Raw genomic sequence first — 11,625 nt, forward strand, 5'->3', positions numbered from 1 at the left:
CTCATCATTAATGGCTTGGACATCGATTCTTGCATTTCGCGTGAGTAAATCTGTCTCTTACACAGATTTGGCAAAGAAAAGCTACAACCTTGGCTGGAATCTAGTTACAGTAGCGACATCTTATTTGATTGGTTTTTATTATGTTTCATCCGATATCGACCTTTATCGGTCTGCGTTATTTAAGAGGACGCTCCGGTGACAGGTTTAGTCGATTCGTGTCATATATGTCTACCGCAGGTATTACCATAGGCGTGATGTCTTTGGTAACCGTGCTTTCTGTTATGAACGGTTTTGAAGCGCAGCTAAAAAGCCGCATTCTTGGTGTTTTGCCTCAGGCTGTCATTTCGCAATCTCAAGATAAAACGACTTTAACACCTGAGCCGCCAGCATTTATTTCTCAGCTATCGAGTCAGCGCAGTCCCGAACCGATAGTTCGCAGTGAAGCGGTTATTCAAAGTCCGTCTCAGTTAGCTGCAGGACTGATGGTGGGTATTGAACCAACTGTCAATGACCCCATAATGGATTATCTTATCGCTGGTAGTCTGTCGTCGCTTAAAGCTGGAGAGTACCAAGTGTTTCTCGGTCATACCTTAGCTCGTAGCCTCAACGTATCGCTTGATGACAAAGTGAGATTAATGGTCACGAGTGCCAGCCAGTTTACACCTCTCGGCCGCATACCAAGCCAACGTAATTTTACGGTCGCAGGGATCTTCAATACAGGTTCTGATGTCGATGGTCAGCTAATGATCACTCACATCAGTGATGCGGGGAAATTGTTGAAGTTCGACCAAAATACAGTCTCAGGATGGCGTCTGTTTTTTGAAGACCCATTTGTGGTTGGGGAACTCTCGAACAAATCACTACCTGAAGGTTGGCATTGGACAGACTGGCGTGAACAACGTGGTGAACTTTTCCAAGCTGTTGGTATGGAAAAGAACATGATGGGCTTAATGCTTGGTCTAATTGTTGGTGTTGCCGCATTTAATATCATTTCAGCTCTCATCATGGTTGTGATGGAGAAACAGGCGGAAGTCGCCATTTTGAAAACTCAAGGTATGACTGACCGTCAAGTGTTGGCGATTTTTATGGTTCAAGGGGCGAGTAGCGGCGTCATCGGTGCTATCGTCGGAGGAACCTTAGGTGTATTGCTTGCAAGTAACTTGAATACCATTTTGGACAGTTTGGGTGTTGCTTTGTTCTCTTTGGGGGGCGAGTTGCCTGTCGTAATTAACTCAACTCAAATCTTCGTTGTGGTCGTATTGGCGATATGCTTGAGCCTTCTTGCCACTCTTTTCCCGTCTTATCGAGCATCTTCTGTTAAACCCGCTGAGGCTTTGCGTTATGAATAACCTTTTACGTTGTCACCAAGTTTGCAAAACATATCAAGAAGGCGAACTAGAAACTCAGGTATTAAAAGGCGTCAGCTTCGATATTCAACGTGGCGAATTGGTTTCAATTATCGGTTCTTCAGGTTCTGGTAAAAGTACTCTGCTACATATTTTGGGGGCGCTAGATGATGCTTCTGAAGGTAGTGTGGAGTTTTTAGGACAAGACTTGACGAAGTTACATTCGAATAAGCAGGCAAAAATCCGCAATAGACATTTGGGCTTTGTTTACCAATTCCACCACTTGTTAGCCGATTTTTCTGCACTGGAAAACGTAGCGATGCCGTTGCTTATCGGCGGTATGAAAGTGTCAGAAGCAAAAGCTTCGGCACAAGCATTGTTAGAAAGAGTGGGCTTAAGCCATCGCTTGGAACATCGTCCTTCTGAATTATCTGGTGGTGAGCGTCAGCGAGTTGCTATCGCTAGAGCTCTAGTGAATAAGCCGGATTTGGTGCTCGCCGATGAGCCTACAGGTAACTTGGATCATACAACGGCGCTTTCTATTTACGATTTGATGCGTGAACTGAATCGTGAGTCTGGAACTGCTTTTTTGGTCGTCACTCACGATGGCGAACTGGCAGCAAAAATGGATCGCCAGATGCACATGAAAGATGGTCTGTTGCTAGATGTGGAGGAGGCGTAGTGTTCTCTTCACTGTCGATGTTTATTGGCGGCCGATTTAGTCGCGCGAAACAGCGCAATAAAATGGTGTCGTTCATCTCCCTTTCTTCAACTATCGGAATTGCTGTTGGCGTTGCAGTTATCATCATTGGTTTATCTGCGATGAATGGCTTTGAGCGTGAATTACAAAATCGAGTTTTGTCTGTCATCCCTCATGGTGAGTTCGAAGGCGTACGAGACCCCATTCGAAATTGGCAAGATATTGTATTGAAAGCCAATCAAAATGGAGAAGTGGAGGCTGCAGCTCCCTATGTGAAAATGACAGCCTTAGCAGAGAAAGGTGCTCAACTTAAAGCGATAGAAGTGCGAGGTATCGACCCTCAAATGGAACGTGCTGTATCCAGCCTTTCACAATATGTGACAGACAATGCTTGGCAGTCTTTTACTGCTGGTCAACAGCAAGTGATTCTTGGTAAGGGTGTTGCTGATAAGTTGGATGCTAAAGTTGGCGATTTCATTACGTTAATGATTCCTAGCACGAACAATGAAAACAAAGTGCAAGCCCCAAAACGCGTGCGGGTAAAAATTGCGGGTCTCCTAGCTCTTAACGGTCAAATCGATCACAGTCTGGCGCTGCTTCCAATTGAAGATGCGCAACAATATTCGAATTTGGGGGATGCGGTTACAGGTGTCTCTATCAAAGTCCGTGATGTTCTGACGGCGACCAATGTCGTTCGTGAGGTGGGAACGACGTTAAATGAATATGTCTATCTTCGTAGCTGGCAACAAAAGTTTGGTTTCCTCTATCGTGATATTCAGATGGTACGCAGCATTATGTATCTGGTCATGGTGCTAGTGATCGGCGTTGCCAGCTTCAACATCGTTTCTACGCTGATGATGGCGGTAAAAGACAGAGCTGCGGAAATCGCCATCCTTCGTACTATGGGTGCAAGCGACGGATTGGTGAAACGTATTTTTGTTTGGCAAGGTGTCTTTTCTGGGGTGCTTGGTGGTGTAGTAGGGAGCGTGTTTGGTGTAATGGTGGCGCTGAACTTGACGCCAATGGTGAAAGCACTTGAGTCCTTGATTGGACATAAATTCTTATCCGGCGACATCTATTTTGTCGACTTCTTACCATCACAAGTTATAGCAGGAGACGTGTTTTTAGTTTCCGGTACTGCTATCGCCTTAAGTCTGCTTGCTACTTGGTATCCAGCTTCTCGTGCAAGTAAATTAAACCCTGCGGCAGTGTTAAGTAGTAAGTAGGCCAGTGCGGTTTAAGCTAGAAGATCAAAATGCAAAAAAAGGACCGTTAGGTCCTTTTTTCATGCGCGTAATACATTCATTACATCTAAGGGCAATATACGCATCTCATCTTAGAACGTAAGTCATTTTATTTGTTTGTTTTCAGGTTACTTTCGTACGTCGTTTCTGCCAGCTTCTCACCACAGAATAACGCCACAAACCACGGATACCAAAATAGCCTACTACTGAAGCCACTACAGCGCATACTGCACAGCCTAAAAGGAATGGAGGAGCAATTGTACCCATCTGATGTGTCAGAAAATCCCAAGAAAGCTCGAAATGGAAATGTTGTGGCGGGATGTTCAATATCCAAGCACCCAGTTTATAGGCGATATAAAAGATGAACGGCATGGTAATTGGATTGGTGATCCATACCAAAGCAACAGAGAGTGGCAGATTGACACCTAGAGCAATGGCGATACCAGCAGACATGATCATTTGGCTTGGAAGTGGAACAAATGCCATGAAGAGACCAACAGCAAATGCACCTGCAGCTGAACGTCGATTTAGACACCACAAGTTTGGGTTGTATAAGACATTGCCAAAAACTTTTAATGCCTTTTGACGTTTAATCACGTCATGGTTAGGCATAAATTTTTTGATGAATTTTCTTGGCATAGGGAACCATGACTCTCTTATCGAAAAATTGGACGCTTGCTTCGTTTTCGCTCACTGTTTTGTCATCGCCCTATTGGCCTTGTATGCCAGTTTTGGGTTTTGCGCTATTTTGCCCACTTTTTTTCATACTTAGTGTTCGATTCACCAAGTTGAGAAAATGGGGCGGGATTGTATTTGGATTGCTAGTGATAATAACACATGGCAACGAAGTAAAAACTCAATCCAGTAGCATTTTTCAAGCAGGGCAGGATATTACCATAAAAGGAAAAGTTGACAGCTTTTTTAAACAAATTAGTTATGGATACGAAGGTTCTGTTGCTGTACATCAAATAAATAACCATTTTGTCACTACGTTGTTCCCTCCCCATATACGTTTATTCTCACCGATTCCTTTAGAAATTGGCGAACACTTTGAATTTTCAGTGAAAGTAAAACCCGTTGTTGGTCGATTAAATGAAGTCGGCTTTGATGCTGAAACCTATTATTTGAGCCAAAGATGGGTTGCACGAGCTACGGTCAACGAAAATTCACATTTTCAGGTTACTTCAAGTTCCAATTTACGTTCTTGGATCTATCAACGAGTGCAAAACTATATCGCCACTAGCCCATTCAGAGGGATGATTACCGCTTTGGTTTTTGGGGAACGATCAGGTCTTAGTCAAGATGATTGGGCTCAACTGAGAAACAGCGGCTTAGTCCATCTAGTCGCCATTTCAGGGCTTCATATCGGCATCGCTTTCGGTTTTGGTTATATATGCGGTGCTGGTTTGGTGAGGCTCTCTCCGAGATTTCTTTGGTTCCCTTTTATTTTCGGATCTGTCTTCGCTATTAGCTATGCTTGGTTGGCTGGCTTTACTTTGCCAACTCAACGTGCGCTGACCATGTGCCTTCTAAATGTTTTGCTTACTGCTCTGCGCATGAATCTCTCTGTCTCTCAGAGAATATGGTTAACGTTAAGCGTCTTACTGTTTCTCGACCCTTTTGCTTCTTTATCCAGTAGTTTTTGGCTTTCTTTTATTGCGGTTAGCATTGTCATCTATCTGTATGGCGTAAGTTCACAATGGAAACATTGGTGGATGAAGCTAATGGTTGGGCAGGTAGCTTTGATGCTGCTGATGACTCCTGTAAGTGCTTACTTCTTCGGTGGAATAAGTTGGCTCTCTATTGCCTTTAATTTGATATTCATCCCTTGGTTCTCTTTTGTTGTCGTACCCTTATTGTTTATTGCCGTGATTTGTTCTTGTCTTACTTTTTCATTTAGCAATTCAACATGGCTTCTCGCAGATCGTTCATTTGAACCTGTGGCTTGGGCTTTAAAATTTGCTGATACAGGTTGGGTAGCGGTGAGTAATATCAACTTACTGGTATTGTTACTCATATCTTTACTGTGGTTATTGAGGTTTTCGATTAGTCGCTTCAGCCAAATATTGGCTTCTTTCATAGCAATAGGCTGTCTGATTTTTAGGTCTCCGTCTTATGACTGGCGAATGGATGTACTTGATGTCGGACATGGCTTGTCCGTCTTAATTGAAAAAGAGGGCAGAACGTTGATCTATGACACGGGCAGCAGTTGGGATAATGGCAGTTATGTGCGTTCCATTATTTCACCATTACTGGATAAAAGAGGTGTCGAATCCCTTGATACCGCTATTTACAGTCATCTTGATAATGACCATGCGGGTGGTAGGGAAGATGTGAACCATATGCTCACACCTGCCCATACGTATTCTAGTCAAAGGCTCAGTGGAGCTTCGCCCTGCATACGAGGAGAAAAATGGGATTGGCACGGATTAGATATATCCGTGTTGTGGCCCCCTAAACAAGTTGACCGAGCCCATAATCAGCACTCGTGCGTTATACGAATATTTGATGGACGATATGGGCACAGTGTTCTTTTGACTGGTGATGTAACAGCTATAGGTGAGTGGTTACTCGCTAGAGATAGTGTTAGCTTGAAAAGCGATGTTATGTTAGTTCCGCATCATGGAAGTAAAACCTCTTCAACAGCAGCATTTATCGAACGTGTATCTCCTGAAATAGCGATTGCTTCGTTAGATAGATCTAATCGATGGAACCTTCCCCATGCAGAGATAGTCACAAGGTACATAAATAGCGGCGCCGTTTGGTACGACACGGGATCTTCCGGTCAGATTACGCTGAAATATCGAGCAGAAAGGCGCGATTTATCCACTTTGCGACAACATGGGCTCATCCCTTGGTATAGGCAGATGCTACGTAAAGGGGTAGAATGACTGGCAATATTGAAATAAGAATAAGCACTTATATGTCACTGAATACAGACGAAACAACATGGCAAACATTTAAACGCTTGTGGACTTACATCCGCTTGTATAAAGCAGGGCTATTCGTAGCTGTTATTGCTTTAATCATCAACGCCGTTTCTGACACTTACATGATTTCTCTACTAAAACCTCTTCTTGATGAAGGTTTTGGTGACGTTGAATCTAATTTCTTAAAAGTCATTCCGTTTATTATTCTTGGTGTGATGGCAATACGAGGCCTAAGTGGATTTGTGTCCTCCTACTGCCTTAGCTGGGTTTCCGGCAATGTCGTTATGCAGATGCGTCGCGCCATTTTCCATCACTTCATGCACATGCCAGTGACTTTCTTTGATAAAGAGCCAACAGGTAGTCTTTTGTCTCGTATTACTTATGATTCTGAACAGGTCTCTGGTGCAACGAGCCGTGCTTTAGTAAGTATAGTGCGCGAAGGTGCGAGTATTATTGGTCTGTTGACTTTAATGTTCTGGAACAGCTGGCAGCTTTCATTAGTTTTGATAGTGGTCGCACCTATTGTGGCTATGGGTATCCGCTTTGTTTCTAAGCGTTTTCGCAAAATTTCTAAGAACATGCAAACCACGATGGGTGATGTCACCTCGTCAGCAGAACAAATGTTAAAAGGCCATAAGGTTGTATTGAGTTACGGTGGTCAGGCTGTAGAGCGTGAACGTTTTGATGAGGTAAGTAATCGCATGCGTCAGCAAACCATGAAGATGGTTGCGGCACAGTCAATTGCTGACCCAGTAATTCAAATGATCGCTTCTTTGGCGTTAGTGACAGTGTTACTTCTAGCAAGTAATGAAAGTATCCGTGCTGAGTTAACTCCAGGTACTTTTAGTGTGGTTTTCTCTGCGATGTTTGGTTTGATGCGTCCATTGAAAGCACTTACTAACGTTACTTCTGAATTCCAGCGTGGTATGGCTGCAAGCTCAACACTCTTCAATCTAATGGATCTTGAAACTGAACGTGACAACGGCACATTCGTTGCGGATAAAGTAAGTGGCGAGATTGCAGTAAAAGACATTACGTTCACCTACGCAGGTAAAGAGAAACCAGCGCTATCACACGTGAGTTTTAATATTCCGAAAGGAAAAACGGTGGCGCTGGTCGGCCGCTCAGGTTCGGGTAAATCGACTATAGCAAACCTGTTTACACGTTTTTACGACGTTGACTCAGGTTCGATTGAGCTTGATGGGCATGATGTGCGTGACTTTAAGTTAACCAACCTGCGCAAACACTTTGCGCTAGTGTCTCAGAACGTGCACTTGTTCAACGATACGATCGCGAACAATATTGCCTACGCTGCTGAAGGTGAATACAGTCGTGAACAAATTGAAGAAGCTGCTCGTCTAGCACACGCCATGGAATTCGTTAATGGCATGGAAAATGGTTTAGACACCATTATTGGTGAAAACGGAACCAGTTTGTCGGGTGGTCAACGTCAACGTATTGCTATCGCTCGAGCATTACTGCGTGATGCACCAGTATTGATTCTTGACGAAGCCACATCTGCTTTGGATACGGAATCTGAGCGAGCAATTCAAGCAGCACTAGATGAATTGCAAAAAGACAAAACGGTTTTGGTTATTGCTCACCGACTCTCTACCATTGAACAAGCGGATGAAATCTTGGTTGTTGATGAAGGTGAAATTATTGAACGCGGAAAGCATGCTGAGCTGATTGAAAAAGATGGTGCTTACGCACAGCTTCACCGAATTCAATTTGGTGAATAGGTTTCACTGTGATTGAAAAAATCTGGTTTCAGCATCACCCAATTCGCTTTCTTTTATGGCCACTACTGTGGCCATTAAGCCTTGTGTTTAAAGCGATTAGCCGCTCACGCAGAGAAGCTTTTCAAACAGGTAAGAAAAAGAGTTATAAGGCTCCTGTTCCTGTCGTTATCGTTGGGAATATTACCGCTGGTGGCAATGGAAAAACGCCAGTAGTTATCTGGTTAGTAGAGACTTTGCAGCGACTAGGTTTCAGACCAGGTGTGGTTTCACGTGGTTATGGGGCAAAAGCGCCTTCGTATCCGCTACTTGTTTGCGATAGTACATCGACTTCTCACTGCGGTGACGAGCCGAAACTGATTTTCCAACGAACTAAGGCACCCGTTGCGGTTGACCCTGTTCGCTCTAATGCAGTAAAGGCGCTGCTCGCACAAAACGTCGATATCATAATCACTGACGATGGATTGCAGCACTACGCGCTGGAGCGAGATATTGAGTTTGCCGTTGTTGATGGTGTGAGACGATTTGGTAATGAGCAACTACTGCCTTTAGGTCCGCTTCGTGAGCCGATATCTCGCTTAAAAGAAGTGGATTTTACCATTACCAATGGCGGCTCTCCTTTAACAGGTGAAGTTGCAATGACATTGCAACCGGATTTAGCTGTGAATATGGTGACAGGAGAGCGAGTCTCGGTTGACACTTTGTCCAAGATTGTTGCTTGGGCGGGTATTGGTCACCCACCACGCTTTTTTAATACATTGAAAGCTCTGGGAGCCACTCCTATTGTTGAACATGGGTTTGCCGATCACCAAGATTTTGATTCCTCAGTGCTGTTTGCTTTGGCAGAGCGAGGGGATAACGTCGTTATGACAGAAAAAGACGCTGTAAAATGTGCTGCATTTGCGAAAGATAACTGGTGGTATCTGCCAGTCTCGGCGCAGATTTCTCATCTTGATGAGCAGCATATTGTGGAAACAATTAAAGAGGTTATGGAACAGTATGGATCACCGTCTGCTTGAAATCGTTGCTTGTCCTGTATGTAAAGGCAAACTGACTTACGATAAAGATAAACAAGAGCTTATTTGTAAGCTTGATCGTCTTGCTTATCCAATTAAAGAGGGCATTCCTGTTCTCCTTGAGCCAGAAGCTCGCACTATGTCAATGGACGAGGGACGCTAATGTCATTTACCGTTGTTATCCCAGCTCGTTATCAGTCAACGCGTTTACCGGGTAAACCGCTTGCTGATATAGGCGGCAAACCTATGATTCAATGGGTTTACGAGCAGTCACTGCTTGCAGGTGCTGAGCGAGTGATTATTGCGACTGATGATGCACGAGTAGAAACTGTCGCGAAAGCGTTTGGCGCTACAGTATGTATGACTTCTCCTGATCATCAGTCTGGCACTGAGCGTTTAGCGGAAGTGGTTGAATTGATGGGTATTGAACATGACCATATCATTGTTAACGTGCAAGGCGATGAACCTCTGGTTCCACCATCCATTATTCGTCAAGTGGCTGATAACTTAGCCGCAAGCAAAGCGCCTATGGCGACCTTAGCCGTTGAAATCGACCATGAAAGTGAAGTGTTTAATCCTAATGCGGTGAAAGTGGTCACCGACAGGGAAGGTTATGCTCTTTACTTCAGTCGAGCTACGATTCCTTGGGATCGCGATAATTTCGCTGCTAAAGACAAAGCTATTGTTCAGCCGTTGATGCGCCACATAGGTATCTATGCTTACCGAGCAGGCTTTATCAATACTTACATTAACTGGCAGCCGAGCCAGCTTGAAAAGATTGAGTGTTTAGAGCAGTTACGCGTTCTCTGGTATGGCGAGAAAATTCACGTTGCGGTTGCACTAGAAGCACCTCCTGCGGGTGTCGATACACCTGAAGATTTGGAACTGGTACGCAGTATTGTGGCAAAACAATCGTAGCCTAAAGTGTTCAAGTAAAGAAAAGCCCCAGATGAAAGTCTGGGGCTTTGTTCGTTTTACTAAGTGTCTATTTTGTCCAACACTTATTTTTCAACTACTTACTTTTACAACTACTTATTTTCACAACTAATTGTTAGGTTAGATGTTTTGGTTGTCGCAACGATAATCACTTTTCGTGATCACCTTTCTTAGGACAGGTTGCGAGGATTTCTCTTCTTCCAGTGTCTTTTACCTCCTCCAATTTGACTTCAAAACCCCATAGGCGATGCATGTGTTTAAGTACCTCCTCGTAGCTTGGGTCTAAAGGAATTCGGTCGTGGGGGACATACTGTAGCGTAATGGAACGGTCTCCACGAACGTCGACGCTGAATACTTGGATGTTAGGTTCCAAGTTACTCAGATTATATTGAGCAGCGAGTTTCTCTCGGATGAGCTGATAACCGCTGTCATTGTGAATGGCTGTTACTTCAATAAAGTTCTTTCTGTCATCGTCAGTAATTGCGAACAGCTTAAAGTCACGAATCAGTTTTGGTGATAAATATTGGCTGATAAAGCTTTCATCTTTGAAGTTGTGCATAGCGAAATGCACCGCATCTAACCAGTCTGATCCTGCCAATTCAGGGAACCATTCATAGTCTTCAGCCGTTGGATTTTCACAAATACGTTTAATATCTGTAAACATGGCAAACCCTAGAGCATACGGGTTGATACCACTGAAATAGCGACTGTTATAAGGCGGCTGAGCCACCACGCTGGTATGACTATGTAGGAACTCAAGAATAAATTTGTCTGATACTAATCCTTCATCGTACATATGGTTCAAGATGGTGTAGTGCCAGAATGTTGCCCACCCCTCATTCATGACCTGAGTTTGTTTCTGCGGATAGAAATACTGACTGATTTTTCGCACGATACGTACGATTTCACGTTGCCAAGGCTCAAGCAGCGGCGCGTGCTTTTCAATGAAGTAAAGAATGTTCTCTTGCGGTTCACTCGGGAAACGCGGTTGATCATCTTCCGCTCTCGCTTTGCGAGGAACCGTGCGCCATAGAGCATTCACTTGCGACTGCAAATATTCTTCGCGTTCTTCTTGGCGTGCTTTTTCCTCAGCTATCGAAATCTTCTCTGGGCGTTTGTATCTGTCCACACCGTAGTTCATTAAGGCGTGACAAGAATCCAGCAGTCGCTCTACTTCACTGACACCGTATTTTTCTTCACACCCAGAAATGTAGTTTTTAGCGAACAAGAGGTAGTCGATAATCGAGCTAGCATCTGTCCATGTCTGGAACAGATAGTTACCTTTAAAGAAAGAGTTGTGACCATAACAGGCGTGTGCCATAACCAAAGCCTGCATGGTAACTGTATTCTCTTCCATCAGGTACGCGATACAAGGGTCAGAGTTGATAACGATCTCATACGCTAACCCCATTTGCCCATGCTTATAATTTTGCTCGGTATGAATAAATTTTTTGCCAAACGACCAGTGGTTATAGTTGATTGGCATACCTATGCTCGAATAAGCATCCATCATTTGTTCAGATGTGATGACTTCTATTTGGTTCTCATAGGTATCAAGTCTATAGAGTTCAGCCACACGTTTAATCTCCGCGTGGTACTGCTCTAGAATGTCAAAAGTCCAATCTGGTCCATCAGGCAACATATTCGATTTGCTCGCACCTTTCTTCGGCGAAGCTTTGGTCTTTTTTGTCGTAGCATTAGTAGTCATGCGCGC

The 11,625-nt window shown here is 44.0% G+C and carries 10 protein-coding genes; 8 read left to right on the top strand and 2 right to left on the bottom strand.

Annotation, left to right across the window (positions count from 1 at the left end; genetic code table 11):
* Nucleotides 1-140 precede the first annotated feature (140 nt).
* From lolC to lolE, 3 genes are read left to right on the top strand one after another with little or no spacing between them, the layout of a single operon-like run.
* Complete coding sequence (gene lolC / locus ACOSVQ_RS01815) at nucleotides 141-1,349, top strand: lipoprotein-releasing ABC transporter permease subunit LolC (protein ID WP_491980888.1); 1,209 nt, start codon at nucleotides 141-143, stop codon at nucleotides 1,347-1,349.
* A complete protein-coding gene (lolD, locus tag ACOSVQ_RS01820) occupies nucleotides 1,342-2,028 on the top strand; it encodes a lipoprotein-releasing ABC transporter ATP-binding protein LolD (RefSeq protein WP_491980889.1) in 687 nt (228 codons plus the stop codon). Before lolC ends, lolD begins: the two co-directional genes overlap by 8 nt.
* Nucleotides 2,028-3,272 carry a lipoprotein-releasing ABC transporter permease subunit LolE gene (gene lolE, locus ACOSVQ_RS01825; RefSeq protein WP_491980890.1) on the top strand — a complete coding sequence of 415 codons (1,245 nt, stop codon included), beginning with the start codon at nucleotides 2,028-2,030 and terminating at the stop codon, nucleotides 3,270-3,272. Before lolD ends, lolE begins: the two co-directional genes overlap by 1 nt.
* Before the next feature lie 141 nt (nucleotides 3,273-3,413).
* Here the strand turns inward: lolE and ACOSVQ_RS01830 are convergent, their stop codons facing one another.
* Nucleotides 3,414-3,929: a DUF2062 domain-containing protein gene (locus ACOSVQ_RS01830; RefSeq protein WP_491980891.1), complete on the bottom strand. Its 516-nt coding sequence runs from the start codon at nucleotides 3,927-3,929 to the stop codon at nucleotides 3,414-3,416.
* Nucleotides 3,930-3,937: 8 nt separating this feature from the next.
* Between ACOSVQ_RS01830 and ACOSVQ_RS01835 the strand changes: the two genes are divergently transcribed.
* The 5 genes from ACOSVQ_RS01835 to kdsB are packed head-to-tail and all read left to right on the top strand — an operon-like array spanning nucleotide 3,938 to nucleotide 9,893.
* The gene (locus ACOSVQ_RS01835) at nucleotides 3,938-6,181 is read left to right on the top strand and encodes a DNA internalization-related competence protein ComEC/Rec2 (protein WP_491980892.1); all 2,244 of its coding nucleotides are present in this window, start codon (nucleotides 3,938-3,940) and stop codon (nucleotides 6,179-6,181) included.
* Nucleotides 6,182-6,213: 32 nt separating this feature from the next.
* Complete coding sequence (msbA, locus tag ACOSVQ_RS01840) at nucleotides 6,214-7,962, top strand: lipid A ABC transporter ATP-binding protein/permease MsbA (protein ID WP_491981111.1); 1,749 nt, start codon at nucleotides 6,214-6,216, stop codon at nucleotides 7,960-7,962.
* Nucleotides 7,963-7,970: 8 nt separating this feature from the next.
* Complete coding sequence (lpxK, locus tag ACOSVQ_RS01845; protein ID WP_491980893.1) at nucleotides 7,971-8,978, top strand: tetraacyldisaccharide 4'-kinase; 1,008 nt, start codon at nucleotides 7,971-7,973, stop codon at nucleotides 8,976-8,978.
* A complete protein-coding gene (locus tag ACOSVQ_RS01850) occupies nucleotides 8,959-9,138 on the top strand; it encodes a Trm112 family protein (RefSeq protein WP_165310841.1) in 180 nt (59 codons plus the stop codon). The genes lpxK and ACOSVQ_RS01850 overlap by 20 nt, the downstream gene beginning before the upstream one ends.
* Entirely contained in the window at nucleotides 9,138-9,893 is a 756-nt protein-coding gene (gene kdsB, locus ACOSVQ_RS01855; protein WP_491980894.1) for a 3-deoxy-manno-octulosonate cytidylyltransferase, read from the top strand. The genes ACOSVQ_RS01850 and kdsB overlap by 1 nt, the downstream gene beginning before the upstream one ends.
* Nucleotides 9,894-10,059: 166 nt before the next feature.
* On the opposite strand, the gene ACOSVQ_RS01860 is transcribed toward kdsB, so the two are convergent.
* Nucleotides 10,060-11,619, bottom strand: a complete 1,560-nt coding sequence (locus ACOSVQ_RS01860) for a SpoVR family protein (RefSeq protein WP_491980895.1) — start codon at nucleotides 11,617-11,619, stop codon at nucleotides 10,060-10,062.
* Between the last annotated feature and the right edge of the window lie 6 nt (nucleotides 11,620-11,625).

It is taken from the genome of Vibrio sp. HM8-C, from assembly GCF_058630515.1.

Excerpts from the sequence above, each read along its gene's own strand:
- lolC (WP_491980888.1), top strand. The coding sequence starts at position 141 with ATGTTTCATCCGATATCGACCTTTATCGGTCTGCGTTATTTAAGAGGA.
- lolD (WP_491980889.1), top strand. The coding sequence starts at position 1,342 with ATGAATAACCTTTTACGTTGTCACCAAGTTTGCAAAACATATCAAGAA.
- ACOSVQ_RS01830 (WP_491980891.1), bottom strand. The coding sequence starts at position 3,929 with ATGCCAAGAAAATTCATCAAAAAATTTATGCCTAACCATGACGTGATT.
- ACOSVQ_RS01835 (WP_491980892.1), top strand. The coding sequence starts at position 3,938 with ATGACTCTCTTATCGAAAAATTGGACGCTTGCTTCGTTTTCGCTCACT.
- msbA (WP_491981111.1), top strand. The coding sequence starts at position 6,214 with ATGTCACTGAATACAGACGAAACAACATGGCAAACATTTAAACGCTTG.
- ACOSVQ_RS01850 (WP_165310841.1), top strand. The coding sequence starts at position 8,959 with ATGGATCACCGTCTGCTTGAAATCGTTGCTTGTCCTGTATGTAAAGGC.
- kdsB (WP_491980894.1), top strand. The coding sequence starts at position 9,138 with ATGTCATTTACCGTTGTTATCCCAGCTCGTTATCAGTCAACGCGTTTA.
- ACOSVQ_RS01860 (WP_491980895.1), bottom strand. The coding sequence starts at position 11,619 with ATGACTACTAATGCTACGACAAAAAAGACCAAAGCTTCGCCGAAGAAA.